Source organism: Pseudomonas sp. UF-293, from assembly GCF_058245595.1.
Genome location: NZ_JBSICA010000029.1, coordinates 45,576 through 67,535 on the forward strand (window position 1 = coordinate 45,576; position 21,960 = coordinate 67,535).

Below are 21,960 nucleotides of genomic sequence, written 5' to 3' on the forward strand. Positions count from 1 at the left end.
ATCCGGCGCCCCAGACGCACCAATATCCCCTGTGGGAGCGAGCCTGCTCGCGAAGGGGCTATACCAGTCAGAGATGTACTGACTGACACGACGCCTTCGCGAGCAGGCTCGCTCCCACAGGGGAAAGCATTCCATGGCGGTTATTGCCAGCCGAACCGGCGGATGTAGAAGCCTTTGACGGCTTGGGTGAGCGCCATGTACGCCAGCAGAATCATTGGCAGAAACACGAAATACAGCGACGGCAGCGCCTGTAATTTGAAGTAATGCGCCAGCGGACCCATTGGCAGGAAGATGCCGACCGCCATGATGACCCCGGTCATGACCAGCAGCGGCATGGCGGCGCGGCTCTGCAGAAACGGAATCTTCGGCGTGCGGATCATGTGCACGATCAGCGTCTGGGTCAGCAGACCGACCACGAACCAGCCGGACTGGAACAGCGTCTGGTGATCCGGGGTGTTGGCGTCGAACACATACCACATCAAGGCGAAAGTCGTGATGTCGAAGATCGAACTGATCGGACCGAAGAACAGCATGAAGCGCCCGACGTCACCCGGCTGCCAGCGCTGCGGCTGTTTCAGCATCTCGTCGTCGACGTTATCGAACGGAATGGCGATCTGCGAAATGTCGTAGAGCAGGTTCTGTACCAGCAGGTGCATCGGCAGCATTGGCAGAAACGGGATGAACGCGCTGGCAACCAGCACCGAGAACACGTTGCCGAAGTTGGAACTGGCGGTCATCTTGATGTACTTGAGCATGTTGGCGAAGGTGCGCCGCCCTTCGAGCACGCCCTCCTCCAGCACCATCAGGCTTTTTTCCAACAGGATGATATCCGCCGCTTCCTTGGCGATGTCCACCGCGCTGTCCACGGAAATGCCGATGTCAGCGGTGCGCAGCGCGGGCGCGTCGTTGATGCCATCGCCCATGAACCCGACCACATGGCCGTTGCCCTTGAGCACCCGGACGATGCGCTCCTTGTGCGACGGCGTGAGTCTGGCGAAGACGTTGGTCGTCTCGACCGTCACGGCCAGTTCGCTGTCGCTCATGCGCTCAATGTCATTGCCCCGCAGCAGACCCTGTTGGGCGAGGCCGACCTCGCGGCAGATCTTCGCCGTCACCAGTTCGTTGTCACCGGTCAGCACCTTGACCGCCACGCCATGCTCGGCCAAGGCCTTGAGCGCTGGCGCGGTGCTTTCCTTCGGTGGATCGAGGAACGCCACGTAACCGATCAGCGTCAATTCCTGTTCATCGGCCAGGCTGTAAATCTCGCGGCCTGCTGGCATTGAGCGAGCCGCGACCGCCACCACGCGCAGACCTTCGGCGTTGAAAGCGCCGGTGACCTGGCGAATCCGCACCAGCAACTCATCGCTCAAGACTTCATCGACCTCGCCGTGACGCACGCGGCTGCACACCGCCAGCACTTCTTCCACCGCACCTTTGCAGATCAGTTGATGTGGCTGAGCGCGCCCCTCAACCACCACCGACATGCGCCGGCGATTGAAGTCGAAGGGGATCTCATCGACCTTGCGAAAGGCGCTGCCGACTTTCAATTCGCGATGGATTTCCACGTGCTCGAGCACGGCGACATCCAGCAGGTTTTTCAGGCCGGTCTGGTAGTAGCTGTTGAGGTAGGCCAGCTCCAGCACTTCGTCGCTGTCTTCGCCCCAGACATCGACATTACGCGCCAAAAAGATCTTGTCCTGCGTCAGGGTTCCGGTCTTGTCTGTGCACAGCACGTCCATGGCGCCGAAGTTCTGGATCGCGTCGAGGCGTTTGACGATGACTTTTTTGCGCGACAGAAATACGGCGCCTTTGGCCAAGGTCGAGGTGACGATCATCGGCAACATTTCCGGGGTCAGGCCGACGGCAATCGAAAGCGCGAACAGCAGCGCTTCGGTCCAGTCACCCTTGGTGAAACCGTTGATGAACAGCACCAGCGGCGCCATGACGAACATGAAGCGGATCAGCAGCCAGCTGACCTTGTTGACGCCCTGCTGGAACGAGGTCACCGCCCGGTCGGTCGCGCCGACCCGTTGCGCCAGCGCGCCGAAATAGGTGCTGTTGCCGGTGGTGAGAATCAGCGCAATCGCGCTGCCGGAGACAACGTTGGTGCCCATGAACAGAATGTTGTCCAGCTCCAGTGGGTTACGCGTGTCGCGATCGGTCTGGTGGGTAAATTTCTCCACCGGCATCGACTCACCGGTCATCGCGGCCTGGCTGACGAACAGATCCTTGGCGCTGAGCACGCGGCAATCGGCGGGAATCATGTCGCCGGCCGAGAGCACGATGAGATCGCCGGGCACCAGTTGCCTGATCGGCAATTCCCGCCGTGGCGCATCCCGGCGCAGCACCGTGGCGGTGTTGCTGACCATGGCTTTGAGCGCATCGGCGGCCTGATTGGATTTGCTCTCCTGCCAGAAGCGCAGCAGTGTCGACAGCACCACCATGGAGAAAATCACCACGGCGGCCTTGAGGTCTTCGGTCAGCCAGGAGATCACCGCGAGCAAGGTCAGCAGCAGGTTGAACGGGTTTTTGTAGCAGTGCCACAGATGGGTCCACCACGGCAGCGGCTGCTCATGTTCGACTTCGTTGAGGCCGTGTTGCGCGCGCAGTGCATCGGCCTCGACCTCGGTGAGCCCCTCGCCGTGCGTGCCCAGTGACGACAACAACGCAGCGCTTTCGGCATCGGCGGCAGCGACCAGCGTGTTGGCCAGCGTCGGCGGCACTTCACGGCTGACCCTGGTGTCATTGATCGAATCCAGCAACGCCAGACGACGGAAGTGCCGGGCGATGTGGCGGCTGCGCAGAAAGCCTGCGAAAAATTCCTTGAGCGTGAGTTTCATGGCTGTGTCCCCTGTGGTCAGCCGGGCAACCGTCGAGCAGGTACCGCCGCGCCCTGGCACCGGGAAAACCGGCACGGCAAGGCATGGCACGCCGGTCAGAAACAGGCGTGTCGATAGGCTGCGATGACGACTGATGTCGCCATCACGCTTGGTTCAGCGTCGATGAGAAGGACGTCGAGACACGATCCGGAACGGGTCGTACACGGGATGCCGCTGCTCGCTGTTACGGCGAGACAACGGCAGGAGAGGCTGCGCGTTATCTTGCCGAGAATCTGCCGGTAATCGAGACCGGCCGACAACTGTCACTCGAACAAGTACCCACTGTGGGTCTCCGCAATTGATGAAAACGCGCGCAGCTTACGCCCGCAGCGAAACGGCTGGAAGAGGTGTATTCGGGGAATGTGAGGGGTGTTCAGGAAGGGTTCAGATTCAGGATATGCGGGGCTATCCATGGCCCCTTCGCGAGCAGGCTCGCTCCCACATTTTGCACTGCGTTCACAGAACCATTGTGGGAGCGAGCCTGCTCGCGAAAGCGGTATGACAGGCGCAGCAGAACTCAGCTGGCAGTGGCCAACAACAGCTCCGCCACCGAACGGCTGTGCCCGCGCTGTTTGCCATGCTCATACAGCGAGCCAGCGATTTCATCGGCGCGAATCGGCAGCACCGACAGCAGCGTATCGCTCAGGCCATGGCTGGCCTGGCAGAAGCCCTGCATATAAATGCCGGCCTTGCAGCGCTCGTCGGTGATCAGCTTGTAATTGCGATCGACTTCGAATTCGCCGAGATATTCCTCCAGCGGCGCGAGCAACTTGCGGTGCATCTGCCGCTCGTAACCGGTGGCCAGTACCACGGCGTCGTAAATCCGTACCGTGACTTCGCCGGTGGCGTTGTTGCGCACGGCCAGTTCGATGCCGTTTGCCGTGGCGGTGGCGCTCTCGACGGTGGTCAAGGTGCGGAACGCATGACGGGCAATCCCGGAAACCTTCTGCCGATAGAAGATGCCGTAGATGCGTTCGATCAGGTCGATGTCGACCACCGAATAGTTGGTGTTGTGGTACTCGTTGACCAGACGCTCGCGCTCGACGCTGTTCTGCTGGAACACCAGATCAGTGAATTCCGGCGAGAACACTTCGTTGACGAACGGGCTGTCATCCGCAGGTTTCAACGCCGAACCACGCAGGATCATGTCGACCTGCACCGACGGGAATGAATCATTCAGGTCGATAAAGGCTTCCGCCGCGCTCTGCCCGCCACCGATGATGGCGATGCTCATCGGTTGATTGTTCACGCACGGCTGCCTGGCCATCTGCGACAGATACTGCGAATGGTGGAACACCCGATGATCGCCCTTCAGTGCTTTGAACGCCTCCGGAATACGCGGCGTGCCGCCAGCGCTGACCACCACCGAACGCGTGGTGCGCACGAACTGCTGGCCGTCGCTGCCCCGGGAAATTACCCGCAACGCTTCAACCTGCTGGTTGTGCAACACCGGTTCGATGAACTGCACTTCTTCACCGTAACGGCTCTGCTCGGTGAACTGCCCGGCGACCCAGCGCAGGTAGTCGTTGTACTCCATGCGGCAGGGATAGAACGTGCCGAGGTTGATGAAGTCGACCAGACGTCCGTGGTGCTTGAGGTAATTGACGAATGAGTACGGGCTGGTCGGATTGCGCAGGGTCACCAGGTCCTTGAGGAAGGAAATCTGCAGTTCGCTCTGCGTCGACAAGGTGTTGCCGTGCCAGCTGTAAGTGGCCTGCTTGTCGAGGAACAGCACATCCAGTTCGCCCTGGGTGGCGCCGCGCTCCTGCAGTGCGATGGCCAGTGCCAGGTTCGAAGGGCCGAAACCGACGCCGATCAGGTCGTGAACGATGGGCGATGCAATTGCCTGTGTCATTTCCAGTGTCCTCTGGATGAACCCCTCAACGCGGGGAAATAAAGCCTGGGTGGCCTGACCGGCCTGAATCAGGTCAGCAGGTCGTCTGTTGAGTAGGAACGAGGACGATGGAAGGAAATTTAACCGGCGCGGATCACTGGCCATCCCATTGCTGGATGCGCAAGCGGCAATGTTTCATGGCGTTGACGATGTGTTTTTCCACCAGCGCCCGGGAGATGCCGAGGGTCTGGGCGATTTCCGGATGGGACAGGCCTTCGATCTTGCGCAGCAGAAAACTGTCGCGGCACAGCGGCGGCAGCTCGGCCAGTGCGCGCTGGAGCATTTCCAGGCGCTGTCCGTGATCAAGGGTGCCGTGAGGCGAGGGAGTGAAATAGCGCTCTTCGTTATCGAGCACGTCCAGCGATTCGACCTGACGCAGCGCGTTGCGGCGGTGATCGTCGATAACCAGGTTCAAAGCGGTGCGATAAAGGAAGGCCCGGGGTTGTTCGATCGGCACTTCGCTGGAGCGCTCCAGCACGCGTACGTAGGCGTCATGCACCACATCCTCGGCGACCTGACGGTTGCCCAGTCTGGCGTTGAGGAAACACACCAGCTCACGATAGTAGTTTTCCAACATGACTCCCGACCGCATCGATGCCGTTTCTGTCCTTGAGCGCACTGATCAGACCTGCGGATTACGCAGTAGCAAGATAGTGGCAACTTGAGGTGCGTAATTTATAGTAATTCTCATATAGATTTAAAGAGTTGATTCCATATCCCGGACAAATAGTGCTGGCCGGCGTGCGGTAACTCGATGTGTCTGCGGCTAAATTCCATCGCGCATGCCTCGTTTACAGGACAGCCCCTGTGTCTGTCGTGCCTTGCGACGGACCGCAACCACTGGCCGGAACCCTGCATGAATCGTCCCCGCCCCGCCCGCCGCGCGTTGTTCGCCGCCCTCTGTCTGATTCCCGTGATCGCCGTTGCTGCCTGGCAAGTGTTGCCACCCGGGCGCGACTCAGTCGCCACTGTGCAGGTCAGCCGGGGCGATATCGAAAACAGTGTGACGGCGCTCGGTACCCTGCAACCGCGCCGCTATGTGGATGTCGGCGCGCAGGCCTCGGGGCAGATTCAGAAGATTCACGTCGAGGCCGGCGACACGGTGAAGGAAGGTCAGTTGCTGGTGGAAATCGACCCGTCGACGCAACAAGCCAAGCTCGATGCCGGGCGTTTCTCCATTGAAAACCTCAAGGCGCAGTTGCAGGAGCAACGTGCCCAGCACGATCTGGCGCAGCAGAAATACCAGCGCCAGCAGAAACTCGCCGCCGGCGGCGCCACCCGCGAGGAAGACGTGCAGACCGCCCGCGCCGAGGTCCGTGCGACCCAGGCACGCATCGACATGTTCCGGGCGCAGATTCGTCAGGCCCAGGCCAGCCTGCGCAGTGACGAGGCCGAACTCGGTTACACGCGCATCTATGCGCCAATGGGCGGGACCGTCGTCGCCATCGGTGCGCGCGAAGGCCAGACCCTCAATGCGCAACAACAGACCCCGCTGATCCTGCGCATCGCCCGGCTTTCCCCGATGACGGTCTGGGCAGAGGTTTCGGAGGCCGACATCGGCCACGTCAAACCGGGCATGACCGCCTACTTCACCACCCTCAGCGGCGGCACCCGACGCTGGAGCAGCACCGTGCGGCAGATCCTGCCGGTGCCGCCGCGTCCGCTCGAACAGAATCAGGGCGGCAGTCCTACCAGCGGCCGCAGCGGCAGCGAACGGGTGGTGCTGTACACCGTGCTGCTCGACGTCGATAACGCCGATCACAGCCTGATGACCGACATGACCGCCCAGGTATTCTTCGTCGCGCAACAGGCGCAAGACACCCTGACCGTGCCGACTGCCGCCCTGCAACCGGGTTCGCGTCCGCAATGGCAGCGGGCGCAGATCGTCGCCGCCAACGGCGATATTCAAACGCGGGAAGTGCGCACCGGCATCAACGATCGCCTGCGCACCCAGGTGCTGGAAGGTCTGGCCGAGGGCGAACATATTCTCAGCGCGCCGGCCGCTGGTCATGGAGGCTGAATGCACACGCCCCTGATCGACTTGCGGCAGATCCGCAAAGCCTACGGCGGTGATGACAGCCCACTGGTGGAGGTGCTGCGCGGGATCGATCTGTCGATCCACGCCGGCGAGTTCGTTGCCATCGTCGGCGCCTCCGGTTCGGGCAAGTCGACACTGATGAACATCCTCGGTTGCCTCGACCGCCCCACCAGCGGCGAGTATCTGTTCGCCGGGGAAAATGTCGCGCAACTGGACAGCGATGAACTGGCGTGGCTGCGCCGTGAAGCGTTCGGTTTTGTCTTTCAGGGCTATCACCTGATCCCGTCAGGCTCGGCGCAGGAGAACGTCGAGATGCCGGCGATTTATGCCGGCACCCCGGCCGCCGAGCGGCATGCCCGAGCTCACGCGCTACTGGAGCGTCTCGGCCTCGGCACTCGCACCGGCAACCGTCCGCATCAGCTTTCCGGCGGCCAGCAACAGCGGGTGTCGATTGCCCGTGCGCTGATGAACGGCGGCCATATCATCCTCGCCGACGAGCCGACCGGCGCCCTCGACAGCCACAGCGGCGCTGAGGTCATGACCCTGCTCGACGAACTCGCCGATCAGGGCCATGTGGTGATCCTCATTACCCATGACCGCGAAGTGGCGCAACGGGCCAAACGCATCATCGAAATCCGCGACGGCCTGATCATCAGTGACAGCGCCGAGCACGCGTCGGCGCCGCCTGCGGCCAATCCCGGGGCGCTGCAAGCGGTCGACCTGCGCCAGCGCCTGAGCAACGGCAGCAGCCAGACCGGCGCCTGGAAAGGCGAACTGGTTGACGCCGTACAAGCGGCGTGGCGAGTGATGTGGATCAATCGCTTTCGCACGGCGCTGACCTTGCTGGGCATAGTCATTGGCGTGGCCTCGGTAGTGGTCATGCTCGCCGTCGGCGAAGGCAGCAAGCGTCAGGTCATGGCGCAAATGGGCGCGTTCGGCTCCAACATCATTTACCTCAGCGGCTCGGCGCCGAACCCGCGTACACCGGAGGGCATCATCACCCTCGACGATGTTGCCGAACTGTCCGCCCTGCCCGAGGTGGAGCGGATCATGCCGGTTAACGGCTCGACCGCCGGGGTGCGCTTTGGCAACGCCGACCACAGCAGTTACGTCGGCGGCAATGACACCAATTTTCCGCAGATTTTCAACTGGCCGGTGATTCAGGGCAGCTACTTCACCCAGGCCGACGAGGACAGCGCCGCCGCCGTCGCGGTGATCGGCACCAAGGTCCGCGACAAATTGCTCAAGGATGTCGCCGACCCCATCGGCCAATACATCCTCATCGAAAACGTGCCATTCCAGATCCTCGGCGTGCTCGCCGAAAAAGGCGCCAGCTCCGGCGACTCCGATAGCGACAACCGCATCGCCGTGCCCTATTCGGCGGCGAGCACGCGCCTGTTCGGCAGTCGCAACCCGCAATACGTGGTGATCGCGGCCAAGGATGCGCGCAAGGTCAAGGACGCCGAACAGGCCATCGAGCAGGCGATGCTGCGTCGGCACCACGGCAAGAAGGATTTCGAGCTGACCAACAATGCCGCGATGATCCAGGCCGAAGCGCGCACGCAAGGCACGCTGTCGCTGATGCTGGGGGCGATTGCAGCGATTTCCCTGCTGGTCGGCGGTATCGGCGTGATGAACATCATGCTCATGACAGTACGCGAACGTACCCGCGAGATCGGTATTCGCATGGCCACCGGCGCACGTCAGCGCGATATCCTCCGTCAGTTTCTCACTGAAGCCTTGATGCTCTCGGTGGTCGGCGGAATCGCCGGGATCGGCCTGGCGCTGCTGGTCGGCGGCGTGTTGCTGCTCAGCGGCGTAGCGATCGCCTTTCAAGCGCTGGCGGTGGTCGGCGCGTTTGCCTGTGCGCTGGTCACCGGTGTCATTTTCGGCTTTATGCCGGCCCGCAAAGCTGCCCGGCTCGACCCGGTCACGGCCCTTACCAGTGAATGATCGACCTATGAAAGTGCGACTGACGTTCCTCGCCGCCAGCCTGTTACTGGCGGCCTGCAGCAGCCCGGCGCCACGCCTGGACAGCGGCGTGCAGCCACCGAGCGCGTGGCAGTCCGCCGCCAACCATGGCGCGCTGCAGAGCAATCGGCAATGGTGGACGCAATTCGGCAGCACCGAACTGGAGCGGCTGGTGGAACAGGCGCGCCTGGGCAGCTACGACCTCGCCGCCGCCGTGGCGCGAGTCAGACAGGCCGAGGCCAGCGCAACCATTGCCGGCGCCCCGCTGCTGCCCGAGCTCAAGGCCGGGCTCAACGCCAACCGGCAGAAGCTGATTCACGGCAAGGGCTACAGCCAGCTGGATGTCAGTCCCGAGAATCGCTCGCTGGATTATTACGATGCCGAGCTCAGCGCCAGTTACGAAATCGACTTCTGGGGCGGCAAGCGTGCCGCCCGCGACAGTGCGGTGTTCGGTGTGCAGGCCAGCGAGTTCGACCGCGCCACCGTCGAGCTGACCTTGCTCAGTGGCGTCGCCAACAGTTACACCCAGGCCCTGGCCTTGCGTGAGCAGGCGCGCATTGCCGAACTCAATCTGGCCAATGCGCAAAATGTGCTGCATCTGGTGCAGACCCGTTTCGACGCCGGCAGCGCCACCGCGCTGGAACTGGCCCAGCAGAAAAGTCTGGTGGCCGAACAACAGCGCCGCCTGCCGCTGGTGCAACAACAGGCCCGCGAAGCACTGATCAGCCTCGCCGCCCTGCTCGGCCAACCGGTGCAAACGTTGCCGTTGCCCAAGCAATCCTTCGCCCAATTGCATTGGCCGGACATCGCCAGTGGCGTGCCGAGCGACTTGCTCAGCCGCCGCCCGGACATTGCCAGCGCCGAGGCCAGACTCGCAGCAGCCCAGGCGGATGTCACCGTCGCCCGCGCCGCGATGCTGCCGAAAGTCACCCTGACCGCCAGTCTCGGCAGCGGCGCTGATCTGGCCGCTGACCTGCTGCGCACGACGTTCTACAACCTGTCCTCGGGGCTGACCGCGCCGATCTTCAACAACGGCCGCCTCAGCGCCGAACGCGACAAGGCCAAGGCGCGACAGGATGAGCTGCTGGAGACCTATCGCGGGGCAATCATCAACGGCTTCGCCGACGTCGAAAAAGCCCTCAGCAGCATCCGTGGCCTCGACGAACAGCGGCAATGGCAAAGCGAAGAACTGAATCAGGCACAGACCGCCTTCGACATCGCCCAGAGCCGCTACCAGGCCGGCGCCGAAGACCTGCTCACCGTCCTGCAAACCCAGCGCACGCTGTATGCCGCGCAAGACCTGAACGTGCAACTGCGCCTGTCGCGCCTGCAGGCGAGCATCGCCTTGTACAAAGCTCTGGGGGGCGGCTGGGAGGTGATCTGAGGGCAACGCGTCGACTGCACTGACGTCTTCGCGAGCAAGCCCGCTCCCACAATGAAATTCGGGCCAGGCCAAAACCCTCGCCCCGACCATGCCCACTCTGTGGGAGCGAGCCTGCTCGCGAAGAGGTCGTGTCAGTCAAAGATGTAATGGATGACACACCGCATTCGCGAGCAAGCCCGCTCCCACAATGAAGTTCGTGTCAGGCCAAAACCTTCGCCCCGACCATGCCCACTCTGTGGGAGCGAGCCTGCTCGCGAAGAGGCCGTGTCAGGCAATGATGTAATGGATGACACACCGCATTCGCGAGCAAGCCCGCTCCCACAATGAAATTCGGGTCAGGCCAAATACTTCGCCCCGACCATGCTCACTCTGTGGGAGCGAGCCTGCTCGCGAAGAGGCCGTGTCAGGCATTGATGCACTGGATGACCCACCGCATTCGCGAGCAAGCCCGCTCCCACAATGAAATTCGGGTCAGGCCAAAACCCTCGCCCCGACCATGCCCCCCTGTGGGAGCGAGCCTGCTCGCGAAGTGGCGTGTCAGGCAATGATGCACTGGATGACCCACCGCTTTCGCGAGCAAGCCCGCTCCCACAATGAAATTCGGGCCAGGCCAAAACCCTCGCCCCCGACCATGCCCCCCTGTGGGAGCGAGCCTGCTCGCGAAGAGGCCGTGTCAGGCAATGATGCGCTGGATGACACACCGCATTCGCGAGCAAGCCCGCTCCCACAATGAAATTCGGGTCAGGCCAAAACCCTCGCCCCGACCATGCCCACTCTTTGGGAGCGAGCCTGCTCGCGAGGAGGTCGTGTCAGGCAATGATGTAATGGATGACACACCGCATTCGCGAGCAGGCTCGCTCCCACAATGAAATTCGGGCCAGGCCAAATACTTCGCCTCGACCATGCCCACTCTGTGGGAGCGAGCCTGCTCGCGAAGAGGCCGTGTCAGTCAAAGATGTAATGGATGACCTACCGCTTTCGCGAGCAAGCCCGCTCCCACAATGAAATTCGGGTCAGGCCAAAACCCTCGCTCGACCATGCCCACTCTGTGGGAGCGAGCCTGCTCGCGAAGAGGCCGTGTCAGGCAATGATGCATCTGAATGACACACCGCTTTCGCGAGCAAGCCCGCTCCCACAATTGACCTGCGAGTAAATCAAAATCTACGGCGCAACGAAGCCCCCTGTGGGAGCGGGCTTGCTCGCGAAGAGGCCATGTCAGGCAATGATGCACTGGATGACACACCGCTTTAGCGAGCAGGCTCACTCCCACAAAGGGATTGCGATCAATTCAGAGTGTGTGTTGAAGCGATCTAAAGCTGTCGGCCCTTGACCTTCAGGTGCCGTGCATACCAAGGGCGCTGTGGCACTTTGCGGAACAGCTCGGTCATGTTGTCTTCGTCGCCGAAGGTGATGCGCAGCGCCAGCTTCATGGTTTCCGGGTCCATCTCCACTGAACGTCCGACCTGCAGGCCGGGTACGGTGCTGCAGCCGTGGGTGTCGGGGCCGAGCCAGGGATCGGCGACTTCCACCCAGCGTCCCGCTGCAAACCATGGCACGCCGTTCACTTCCAAACGACTCACTTCACCCGGATGAAAGCGTTCATGGGCGCGAAACCAGTCTTCCAGGCGATCATCGATCCAGCCGTGAAAGCGCCAGAACACCGGGTTTACATGGGAGGAAAACGGATCACCGAGAAAGTCGTTTTCCGGCGCATACCAGCGCGCCGCGAAATCCGCCTGATCGCGCGCCATCGGCACCGGAATGTCGTTGGACGGGTCACGCGCCACCGAAGCCCAGCGCATGTGCAGCCAGTCGTGCAGGCCCAGTTCGACTTCCGAACCGAACTGGCCAAGGGTCAATTTCGACAAATAACGCGGATCACGGTACTGCGATTCCCAGACCAGGAAATTACTCTGGAAAGTCTCCGCCGCTTTGATGTCGCTAACCCATTTGGTGTACTCGTCATCACCCTCGGCCAGCCAGGTCGGCGGCAGGGAATTGCCGTCGTGATTATCGAAGTAACGCGCGAAGCCCTGCCGGTCCCGTTCCAGCTCAGGCTGCGGCTGCGGGAACGCCGGCCAGGAAGGCAGATCCTGCATCGAGCGGGCGATGCCGAGCATGTGCCGATGCATAAAGAAAAAGTCCACGCCCGAGCCATTGCGATCCTTGCTTGGCCCACGGGCGTCGCGTTCCTTGTCACGTGGCCCGGGCTGCCAGCCGATGCCGCGCAGCGCTTCGCGTTTTTTCTCCGAAAGCTTGTGCCACTTGTCGCGGGTGGCGTGCCAGAGCTGGTGGAACAACCGATGCTCGGGCGCCACCAGCCAGGCCAACAGTTGCGGGTTCAACCCGGTGCGTTCGCGGGCTTCGGGAAAACGCCGTTTGATGGCGATGAACTGATTGTCCAGCTCGGGCAACGCCAACGGCCGATCCAGACGCAGCACCTGCCCGGTGAACGTGGCGCTGCCGGCATTGCCGAACGCCGCCCATACCTCATCCAGTTTGACTTTGAATTCATACACCGGCGGCGCAAGCGGCGCATCGGTGCGCATCAGGCGCCAATACATCTCGGCGCCGTTGGCCGGCGCCAGATCACCGATCACTTGATAACGCACAGGCCCTTCGGCACGCAGATTCGCTCCGGTGTCGAGATAACCGCGCAGGCCGCGCCCACGATGAGCGATGTCGAGAAACAGCTCCAGGCCTTGCGCCGGCAAACCATCAAGCCCCGCTGCCGCACCGGTAAAGCGAATGTCCCAGACTCCACGCAAATTGTCCGCCAGCTGTTGCCCGGCGGTGTCCGCCAGATCGACCGTGGCCTCGCCCGGGGTGATCGGAAACTCCTCGCGGGTCAGTTCACGATGTGCATAAAAAGCGGCAGGCAGCGCGGCGCCCGTGAGTGCCATGCCCGCCATGAACCAGCGTCGAGAGATCGTCATTGCCCTACCTGTGTCAGCCATGAAGCAGGCTTTATCCAAGCTAGAACGTTTGCTCGGCGGGGAAATTTACGCCGCTGGCAAAACATCCCTGCGCCGCTGCCGGGCATTTGTAACCCACGCCTAAATTAGCCACCCGGCCACTCGTTCCTCCCAGATAGCAAAGGCCCCTGCGCCTGTACATCGACGGCGAACCTGAATGAGATGGCAATGACAAAACCGCGTTGGAAAAAGGCTCTATTCATCGGCCTGCCGCTGGCTCTGGCGATCAGTGCCGGCGCAGGATTTCTGGCCTGGGATTACCTGAACAACCCCGGCTACCCGGTGAAAGTGATGAAACAGGCGACCGAGTTGCAGGATCGCCTGCTGTCGTTCGACAGCCACATCACCGTGCCGCTGAGTTTCGGCAGCCACGACCACGAAGCCGACAAGGATGGTTCGGGCCAGTTCGACCTGGTCAAGGCCAATCGTGGGCGCTTGTCCGGCGCGGCGCTGACGGTATTCGGCTGGCCGGAAATGTGGAACGGCCCGAACGCCCCGCACCGTCCGACCGAGGGTTTTGTCGAAGAAGCGCGCAATCAGCAGGAGGTGCGTTACAAGATCATTTCCGGGATCGTCCGCGACTTTCCCAATCAGGCCGGCATCGCCTACACGCCGGATGATTTCCGCCGCCTGCACGGCGAAGGCAAGTTCGCGATTTTCATCAGCATGCTCAACGCCTACCCGCTGGGCAATGATCTGAGCAAGCTCGACCTGTGGGCCGGGCGCGGCATGCGCATGTTCGGTTTCAGTTACATCGGCAACAACAGCTGGGCCGACTCGTCGCGGCCGCTACCGTTTTTCAATGACTCGCCCGATGCCCTCGACGGTCTGTCGGACATCGGCAAACAAGCGGTGCAGCGCTTGAACGATCTGGGCGTGATCATCGACGTTTCGCAGATGTCGACAAAGGCCCTTGAGCAGGTCGCCGAACTGAGCCGCACACCGCTGGTAGCCTCGCACTCGGCGCCCCGGGCGGCAGTGGATATTGCACGCAACCTCAGCGACAAAGAACTGCAACTGATCAAGAACAGTGGCGGCGTGGTGCAAGTGGTCGCTTTCTCGCAGTACCTGAAACCGCTGACCCAAGCTACTCAGGACAAACTCAATGCGTTGCGTGCGCGCTTCGATCTGCCGCCACTGCCCAACCTCGCCATGGCGCTGATGCCGGGCGATCCGATCATCACCGCCTGGTCGGAACAAAAGCTCGGCCAATACGCCAGCGGTCTCTACGCGATCCTTGAAGAAGAACCGAAAGCCACCCTCAAGGACTTCGGCGACGCCATCGATTACACGGTGCGCAAGATCGGTATCGACCACGTCGGCATTGCTTCGGATTTCAACGATGGCGGCGGCATCAAGGGCTGGGAAAACGTCGGCGAGATCCGCAACGTCACCGCCGAACTGCTGCAGCGCGGCTACTCCGAAGCGGACATCGCCAAGCTCTGGGGTGGCAACTTCATGCGCGTCTGGGATCAGGTGCAAAAAGCTGCGAAACCGGCGCTGGCGTCACGCCAGGAGGTGGCCCGGCCATGACCGATCGTCGCACTTTCCTGAAGCAGGCCGGCCTGCTCGCAGTCGCCCTGCCCTTGGGCGCCAGCCTGACTGCACCGGCGGCCATCGCTGCCGTGCCGACTGCCTCGCGGGACAAATGGGCGCAGTTGCGTCAGTTGTTCGAGCAGGATCCTCAGGCGATTCACTTCGCCAATTTTCTGGTCACCTCACACCCCAAACCGGTGCGCGAAGCCATCGAACGCCATCGCGCCGCGCTGGATCTGAATCCGGGTCTGGCGATGGACTGGGATCTGGGCGTCACCGAGAAGCGCGAAGAAAATGTGCGCCACTGGGCCGGCCAGTATCTGCAAGCCAAACCGGCGCAAATCGCCCTGACCGGCAGTACCACCGAAGGCCTGGCGATGATCTACGGCAGCGTGCAGGTGCGCGCGGATCAGGAAATCCTCACCACGGTTCACGAGCATTACTCGACGCGCAATATTCTCGATTTCCGCAGCCGTCGCGATGGCACGCGCGTGCGCAAACTCACCCTGTTCGAAACTCCGCAGAGCATTTCTCTGGATCAGGTGCTCGACACGATCAATCGCAATATCCGCCCCGAGACTCGCGTGCTGGGCATGACCTGGGTGCATTCCGGCAGCGGCGTGAAGCTGCCGATCAGCGAGATTTCGCGGCTGGTCGATGAGCACAACCGCCAGCGCGACGACAAGGATCGGGTGATCTACGTGGTCGATGGTGTGCACGGTTTCGGTGTCGACGACCTGAGTTTCCCGCAGATGAACTGCGATTTTTTCATCGCCGGCACCCACAAATGGATGTTCGGCCCGCGCGGCACCGGCATCGTCTGCAGCCGCACGGAAGAACTGAAATACGTCAGCCCCAGCGTGCCGACCTTCTCCGAGGCCACGGCTTTCTCGACCATCATGACCCCGGGCGGCTACCACGCCTTCGAGCATCGCTGGGCGCTCGACGAAGCCTTCAAGTTGCACCTGCAACTGGGCAAGGCCGAGGTGCAGACGCGCATTCATCAGCTCAACAGTTACCTCAAGCAACGCCTGCAGGAGCACCGCAACATCGAGTTGGTGACCCCGCTCGACTCGCAGTTCTCCGCCGGTTTCACCTTCTTCCGGATCAAGGGCCAGGACAGCGATGAAGTGGCTGCCTGGCTGATGCAGAACCGGGTGGTCTGCGACGCGGTCAGCCGCGATGTCGGGCCGGTGATCCGGACCGCGCCGGGCTTGCTCAACAGCGAAGCCGAAGTGGATCGCTTCATGGACATCCTCGGCAAAAAGCTGCGTGCCTGATCTTCGACTGCCGTTTTCCTTTCAAAGAGACGACCCATGAAAAAGCCTCAAGCGTCACTCCTCTCCAAAGCTCTGCCCGCACTGACGCTAAGCGCCCTCTGCGCTGCGCTGTTGCCCGGCAGCGCCCTGGCGGCGACCGCGCCCGCTGCGGGCAAAGTGTTCAAGGACTGCAAGGACTGCCCGGAAATGGTCGTGCTGCCAACCGGCAGCTACACCATGGGCACGCCGGATGATGAAGTCGGCCGTCAACCCGACGAAGGCCCGCTGCACACCGTGACTTTCAGCAAACCGTTCGCTATCAGCCGCTCGCAGGTGCTGGTGGGCGAATGGGACGCCTATGTGCGCGAGACCGGCAACAAGCCCTACGACTTCGATGATCGCCCGGGGCGCCGTTGCACCGCCGGCAAGCCGGAATTCAAACAGACGCCCCGCGACCCGGCCGTGTGCATGAACGTCGCCGAAGCCCAGGGCTACATCGACTGGCTGTCGAAAAAGACCGGCCACGCCTATCGCCTGCAAAGCGAATCGATCCGCGAATACGCCGCCCGTGGCGGCAGCGCCGGACCTTTCCCGTTCCCGTTCGATGAGGGCAAGGATTACCAGATCTCCAGGCACGCCAACACCTACGGCGCGGCCGACGGCTACAACTTCACCTCGCCCGCCGGTACCTTCCCGGCCAACGCGTTTGGCGTGTTCGACGCTCACGGCAACGTCTACGAATGGACCGCCGACTGTTATCACCCGGACTACTCCGGCGTGCCCGCCGACGGACGCCCATGGACTCAGGAAAACTGCGAACGCCAGGTCATGCGCGGCAACGACTGGGGCGAGGCGCCGATCTTCTCGCGCTCGGGCAACCGCAACAGCAGCTGGCCGACCAGCAAGGGCGACTGGCTGGGCTTTCGCGTAGTGCGCGACCTCTGATCCCGCCCTCGACGAGCGCAGCCACGCCTGCGCTCGGTTAAAGAAACTGCGCGACCATTCGTTTTCCTTAAGTACCGGCACTCCCTCCGCATCGAAGCAGGAATCCTCCATGACCAAGCCTACGCGTGGGGCGATCAACGAATTGTTCGCCCTGCTCAAGCCCTTCCGCCTGATCGTCTCGGCGTCCATCGTGCTCGGCATGCTCGGCGGCCTGAGCGTCACCGTGCTGCTGGCGACCATCAACAACGCCCTGCATTCCGATGACGGCCTTACCCGCACCGTGGTGATGATCTTCGCCGGCCTTTGTGCTCTGGCCCTGCTGACCACGATCCTGTCGGACATCGGCACCAACTACGTCGGCCAGCACATCATCGCCAAACTGCGCAAAGAGCTGGGGGAGAAAGTCCTGTCGGCGCCGATCGACCAGATCGAACGCTATCGCAGCCACCGCCTGATTCCGGTGCTGACCCACGACGTCGACACCATCAGCGACTTCGCTTTCGCCTTTGCACCGCTGGCGATTTCCATGACCGTGACCCTTGGCTGTCTCGGCTATCTGGCCATGCTGTCGTGGCCGATGTTCCTGATGATGCTGGTGGCCATCGCCATCGGCACCACCATCCAGGCAATTGCGCGGGCCAAGGGCATGCGCGGTTTCTACGCTGCCCGCGACTCCGAAGACGAACTGCAAAAGCATTACAACGCGATCGCCGAAGGCGCCAAGGAACTGCGCATTCACCGCCCGCGTCGCCAGCGCATGTTCGTCGCCGGCATTCAGAAAACCGCCGAGAAGATCTGCGACACCCAGATCAGATCGATCAACACGTTCGTCATCGCCAAGTCGTTTGGCTCGATGCTGTTCTTCGTGGTCATCGGCATGGCGCTGGCCCTGCAATCGCTGTGGCCGAGTGCCGACAAAGCGGTGATGAGCGGATTCGTTCTGGTGCTGCTGTACATGAAGGGGCCGCTGGAACACTTGATCAGCACCCTGCCGATCATCAGCCGCGCGCAGATTGCCTTCCGCCGCATTGCCGAACTCAGCGAACAGTTCTCCTCACCGGAACCGCACCTGTTGCTGCAGGATCAGGGCAGCAAGCCAGCCGCCGTCAACAGCCTGGAACTGCGCAACGTGCGCTACGCCTTCCCGCCCGTCGAAGGCAGCGAACCGTTCCGTCTCGGCCCGGTGAACCTGCGTATCGAACAGGGCGACATTGTGTTTATCGTCGGCGAAAACGGCTGTGGTAAAACCACGCTGATCAAACTGCTGCTGGGCCTGTACGCGCCGACCGAGGGAGAAATCCGCGTTAACGACAAGCCGATCACTGCGGTCAACCGCGACGATTACCGGCAGAACTTCACCACGATCTTCGCCGATTACTACCTGTTCGATGACCTGATCCAGGGCGATCGTGAAGTGCCGCAGGATGCTACGCGCTACCTCGAACGTCTGGAGATCGCGCACAAGGTCAGCGTGCGCGACGGCGCGTTCAGCACCACCGACCTGTCCACCGGCCAGCGCAAACGCCTGGCACTGGTCAATGCCTGGCTCGAAGAGCGCCCGGTGCTGGTGTTCGATGAATGGGCGGCGGATCAGGACCCGACCTTCCGGCGGATCTTCTATACCGAGCTGCTGCCCGACCTCAAGCGTCTGGGCAAAACCATCATCGTGATTTCCCACGACGACCGTTACTTCGACGTCGCCGATCAACTGGTGCGCATGGAGGCCGGCAGGGTCAAAAGCGAACTGCAAACCGCTTGATCGAAGCAGCCGCGACCGGGCCGGAGAAAAAACTTTTCCGGTTTGCCGCGGCTTCCTCGTCTTAATGAGATGAATAAGAACCATTAACAACTATACCTGCCAAGGTCTTAACCTCATGTCCGCATCCCGTTTCATGCTTCGCCCTCTGACTCGAGCCCTGCTGATGCACGGCGCGACCCGCACACGCCTGGCCGGTAGCGGCCTGGGTCTGGCACTGACCCTCGCGGCAGCGCCGTATGTCCAGGCCCAGGAATGGACCCTGAACATCCCGGCCCAACCGCTGGCCCAGGCCCTGCAGACCCTCGGTCAGCAGACCAGTCTGCAAATCGTCTATAGCCCGGAAAGCCTGCAAGGCCTGCGCTCCAGCGCCCTCAACGGCCGCTACCAGGACGACGAGTCGCTCAAGGCGATGCTCAGCGGCACCGGCATTCGCTATCAGCGTGACGGCAACACCGTCACCGTGCTCGGCCCGGCCACTGGCGGCAGCGCGATGGAGTTGGCCCCAACCAACGTCAACGCCAACCGCCTCGGCGCCACCACCGAAGGCAGCAACTCCTACACCACCGGCGGCGTGACCATCGGCAAGGGCGTGCACTCGCTGAAGGAAACGCCGCAATCGGTCACGGTGATGACCCGCAAGATGCTCGATGACCAGAACCTCAACACCATCGAACAGGTGATGGAGAAGACCCCGGGCATCACCGTCTACGACTCGCCAATGGGCGGCAAGTATTTCTACTCGCGCGGTTTCCGCATGACCGGCCAGTACCAGTACGACGGCGTGCCGCTGGACATCGGCAGCAGCTACGTGCAGGCGGACAGTTTCAACAGTGACATGGCCATCTACGACCGCGTGGAAATCCTCCGTGGCGCGGCGGGCATGATGAAGGGCGCGGGCGGCACCGCCGGCGGCGTCAACTTCGTGCGCAAGCGCGGCCAGGACACCCCGCACACGCAGCTGTCGCTGTCGGCCGGGACCTGGGACAACTACCGCGGCCAGGTCGACACCGGCGGCCCGTTGAACGACGCCGGCACTGTCCGTGGCCGCGCCGTGGTGACCCAGCAGACCCGTCAGTATTTCTACGATGTGGCTGAGCGCCGCGATCAGATCTACTACGGCGCCCTGGACTTCGACCTCAGCCCCGACACCACCCTCGGTCTGGGCATGGCCTATGAAGATGTCGACGCCACCCCATGCTGGGGCGGCCTGCCGCGCTACGCCGACGGCTCCGACCTGCACCTGAAACGCTCTACTTGCCTGAACACCTCGTGGAACAACCAGCGCAGCAAACGCGCCACCTACTTCGCCGACGTCAAACACCAGTTCAACGACGACTGGTCGCTGAAAGTCGCCGGTGTCTACTCGCGCAACACCCAGGACATGGAATATTCCTTCCCGAGCGGCACAGTGCCGTTGGGCGCCACCGCCACCAACACGCTGATGCTCGGCAGTACCTATGACTACGACCAGCGCGACTACGGTTTCGATGCTTACGTCGACGGCAAATTCGACGCCTTCGGCCAGCAGCACGAACTGATCGTCGGCGCCAACGCCAGCCGTTCGCACAAGGACGACTTCTACGCGGTGGCGGCATTGCCACAGCGCCAGAACGTGTTCAACCCGAACCACAACATCCCGCAGCCGGATGAAAGCTACTACCTGGCCAACGCCTCCCGTGGCGGCCCCGTGGACATGCACATCAAGCAATACGGCGCTTACTCGATCGCCCGCCTGAAACTCGCCGACCCGATGACGCTGGTACTGGGCAGCCGGGTCAGCTGGTACAAATCCGACACCGACTCGGTGCAGTACTTCCGTGGTGAAGGCACCGAGGTCAACACGCAGTCCACCGAATCCGGCCAGGTCACGCCGTTCGCCGGCCTGCTGTACGACCTCAACGACAACCTGACCGCCTACGCCAGCTACACCGACATCTTCACCCCGCAAGGCTCGTACAAAACCATCGACGGCAGCACGCTCAAGCCGCTGATCGGCCAGAGCTACGAATTGGGGATCAAGGGTGAGTGGTACGACGGTCGTCTGAACACCACGTTCAACCTGTTCCGCACCATCCAGAAAGACGCGGCCCAGGATGACCTGCGGTGCGAAGACAGCTCCTGCCAGATCAACTCGGGCAAGGTCCGCGCCCAGGGCTTTGAAGCTGAAGTCAGCGGTGAAGTGATCGACCGCCTGCAATTGCTCGCCGGTTATACCTACACCCAGACCAAAGTGCTGGAGGATGCCGACGCCACTCAGGATGGCGCGGTCTACAACTCCTACGTGCCGCGTCACCTGTTGCGCGTGTGGGGTGATTATGCCCTGAGCGGGCCGCTGGATCGTGTGACCATTGGTGCGGGTGTCAATGCGCAGACAGGCACCTACCGCGTTTCGCCACTGGGCGGAGACAATGTCGACGGCGCGGGTTATGCGGTCTGGAACGGTCGCATTGGTTATCGGATTGATGACACCTGGTCGGTGGCGTTGAACGGCAACAACCTGTTCGACAAGCGTTATTACGCGACCATTGGGACCGAGGGGTTCGGTAACTTCTATGGCGAACCGCGCAATTTTGTGATGTCGGTGAAGGCTGATTTCTGATTGGTCTGATGTTGTTTAGAAGCCCCGCTTTGGCGGGGCTTTTTGGTTTTTAGGATTGGGGGCATATCCGTTGCTGCGGTGAAGGCTACTTAGGGTTCCGCCCTTACGGCGGGTCACTTTTTCCAAACGCCGGAGTGCCGGCCCAGCGAAAAGGTAACCCAAAAGGCTTTGCCCCGGCGTACGGCCCGCTCGCTGGGCTCGGGGTACCTTCGTTACGGAGCCGATCCTGGCGCAGCGGCTCCGGTTGGCTTCGCTGCAGCTACACTCGCTGTGTACGACTGCGTCGTACGGTCGCTGCGCTCCCACACCCGGATCGATCCCGTAACGAAGCCTACCGAAGGGGCAAAAGATCAAAAGCAAAAGCCAAAGCCAAAGCAAAAGCCAGATCAAAAGATCGCAGCCTTCGGCGGCTCCTACAGTTGGATCAGGTGCGGGCATAGAGAAATCGGTCGGCTGTCAGGCCGCCTTCGCGAGCAGGCTCGCTCCCACAGAAAGGCAAAAGCAAAAGATCGCAGCCTTCGGCAGCTCCTACACAATGAGCGCAAGCTCGAGTGCTTTTGATCTTGATCCACCGGCGACATCGGAAGGCTGAGTGGAGGGATTGATCCGGGCGTGGGAGCGCAGCGACCGTACGACGAAGTCGTACACAGCGGAAGGAGGTGCAGCGAAGCAAACCGTAGCCGCTGCGCCCGGATCAGTCCCGGAGCGAAGGAACCCGAGC

At 62.0% G+C, this 21,960-nt stretch carries 12 protein-coding genes; 8 read left to right on the forward strand and 4 right to left on the reverse strand.

What is annotated here, in order from left to right; genetic code table 11:
* Nucleotides 1-140: 140 nt before the first annotated feature.
* From mgtA to AC4IHP_RS23170, 3 genes are all read right to left on the reverse strand, one after another.
* Nucleotides 141-2,840, reverse strand: a complete 2,700-nt coding sequence (gene mgtA / locus AC4IHP_RS23160) for a magnesium-translocating P-type ATPase (RefSeq protein ID WP_490832855.1) — start codon at nt 2,838-2,840, stop codon at nt 141-143.
* Nucleotides 2,841-3,396: 556 nt separating this feature from the next.
* A complete protein-coding gene (locus AC4IHP_RS23165; protein WP_460117901.1) occupies nt 3,397-4,734 on the reverse strand; it encodes a lysine N(6)-hydroxylase/L-ornithine N(5)-oxygenase family protein in 1,338 nt (445 codons plus the stop codon).
* 133 nt (nt 4,735-4,867) lie between these two features.
* The gene (locus tag AC4IHP_RS23170) at nt 4,868-5,350 is read right to left on the reverse strand and encodes a sigma-70 family RNA polymerase sigma factor (protein ID WP_041478511.1); all 483 of its coding nucleotides are present in this window, start codon (nt 5,348-5,350) and stop codon (nt 4,868-4,870) included.
* A gap of 279 nt (nt 5,351-5,629) precedes the next feature.
* On the opposite strand from AC4IHP_RS23170, the gene AC4IHP_RS23175 reads away from it, so the two are divergent.
* From AC4IHP_RS23175 to AC4IHP_RS23185, 3 genes are read left to right on the forward strand one after another with little or no spacing between them, the layout of a single operon-like run.
* Nucleotides 5,630-6,793: an efflux RND transporter periplasmic adaptor subunit gene (locus tag AC4IHP_RS23175; protein WP_490832856.1), complete on the forward strand. Its 1,164-nt coding sequence runs from the start codon at nt 5,630-5,632 to the stop codon at nt 6,791-6,793.
* Entirely contained in the window at nt 6,794-8,764 is a 1,971-nt protein-coding gene (locus AC4IHP_RS23180) for a MacB family efflux pump subunit (RefSeq protein ID WP_490832857.1), read from the forward strand.
* 7 nt (nt 8,765-8,771) lie between these two features.
* Nucleotides 8,772-10,166, forward strand: a complete 1,395-nt coding sequence (locus AC4IHP_RS23185) for an efflux transporter outer membrane subunit (RefSeq protein ID WP_490832858.1) — start codon at nt 8,772-8,774, stop codon at nt 10,164-10,166.
* A 1,310-nt stretch (nt 10,167-11,476) separates the two neighbouring features.
* Here AC4IHP_RS23185 and pvdP read toward each other — a convergent pair.
* Complete coding sequence (pvdP, locus tag AC4IHP_RS23190; RefSeq protein ID WP_490832859.1) at nt 11,477-13,102, reverse strand: pyoverdine maturation tyrosinase PvdP; 1,626 nt, start codon at nt 13,100-13,102, stop codon at nt 11,477-11,479.
* 207 nt (nt 13,103-13,309) lie between these two features.
* Here pvdP and pvdM point away from each other — a divergent pair, with 207 nt between their 5' ends.
* The 5 genes from pvdM (at nt 13,310) to AC4IHP_RS23215 (ending at nt 21,239) form a co-directional block, all read left to right on the forward strand.
* Nucleotides 13,310-14,674 carry a pyoverdine-tailoring dipeptidase-like protein PvdM gene (gene pvdM / locus AC4IHP_RS23195; RefSeq protein ID WP_490832860.1) on the forward strand — a complete coding sequence of 455 codons (1,365 nt, stop codon included), beginning with the start codon at nt 13,310-13,312 and terminating at the stop codon, nt 14,672-14,674.
* Nucleotides 14,671-15,957 carry a pyoverdine-tailoring periplasmic protein PvdN gene (gene pvdN, locus AC4IHP_RS23200; RefSeq protein ID WP_490832861.1) on the forward strand — a complete coding sequence of 429 codons (1,287 nt, stop codon included), beginning with the start codon at nt 14,671-14,673 and terminating at the stop codon, nt 15,955-15,957. Before pvdM ends, pvdN begins: the two co-directional genes overlap by 4 nt.
* A gap of 36 nt (nt 15,958-15,993) precedes the next feature.
* Nucleotides 15,994-16,881, forward strand: coding sequence for a dihydropyoverdine dehydrogenase (gene pvdO / locus AC4IHP_RS23205; protein WP_490832862.1), 888 nt, complete (start codon nt 15,994-15,996; stop codon nt 16,879-16,881).
* A 109-nt stretch (nt 16,882-16,990) separates the two neighbouring features.
* Nucleotides 16,991-18,640, forward strand: coding sequence for a cyclic peptide export ABC transporter (locus AC4IHP_RS23210; protein ID WP_323168256.1), 1,650 nt, complete (start codon nt 16,991-16,993; stop codon nt 18,638-18,640).
* Between the two features lie 115 nt (nt 18,641-18,755).
* A complete protein-coding gene (locus tag AC4IHP_RS23215; protein WP_460117885.1) occupies nt 18,756-21,239 on the forward strand; it encodes a TonB-dependent siderophore receptor in 2,484 nt (827 codons plus the stop codon).
* Nucleotides 21,240-21,960 lie beyond the last annotated feature (721 nt).

Bases quoted from the DNA above. Each gene is read 5' to 3' on its own strand.
- mgtA (WP_490832855.1), bottom strand. From the start codon at position 2,840: ATGAAACTCACGCTCAAGGAATTTTTCGCAGGCTTTCTGCGCAGCCGC.
- pvdP (WP_490832859.1), bottom strand. From the start codon at position 13,102: ATGACGATCTCTCGACGCTGGTTCATGGCGGGCATGGCACTCACGGGC.
- AC4IHP_RS23185 (WP_490832858.1), top strand. From the start codon at position 8,772: ATGAAAGTGCGACTGACGTTCCTCGCCGCCAGCCTGTTACTGGCGGCC.
- AC4IHP_RS23210 (WP_323168256.1), top strand. From the start codon at position 16,991: ATGACCAAGCCTACGCGTGGGGCGATCAACGAATTGTTCGCCCTGCTC.
- pvdO (WP_490832862.1), top strand. From the start codon at position 15,994: ATGAAAAAGCCTCAAGCGTCACTCCTCTCCAAAGCTCTGCCCGCACTG.
- AC4IHP_RS23215 (WP_460117885.1), top strand. From the start codon at position 18,756: ATGTCCGCATCCCGTTTCATGCTTCGCCCTCTGACTCGAGCCCTGCTG.
- AC4IHP_RS23170 (WP_041478511.1), bottom strand. From the start codon at position 5,350: ATGTTGGAAAACTACTATCGTGAGCTGGTGTGTTTCCTCAACGCCAGA.
- pvdN (WP_490832861.1), top strand. From the start codon at position 14,671: ATGACCGATCGTCGCACTTTCCTGAAGCAGGCCGGCCTGCTCGCAGTC.
- pvdM (WP_490832860.1), top strand. From the start codon at position 13,310: ATGACAAAACCGCGTTGGAAAAAGGCTCTATTCATCGGCCTGCCGCTG.
- AC4IHP_RS23165 (WP_460117901.1), bottom strand. From the start codon at position 4,734: ATGACACAGGCAATTGCATCGCCCATCGTTCACGACCTGATCGGCGTC.
- AC4IHP_RS23180 (WP_490832857.1), top strand. From the start codon at position 6,794: ATGCACACGCCCCTGATCGACTTGCGGCAGATCCGCAAAGCCTACGGC.
- AC4IHP_RS23175 (WP_490832856.1), top strand. From the start codon at position 5,630: ATGAATCGTCCCCGCCCCGCCCGCCGCGCGTTGTTCGCCGCCCTCTGT.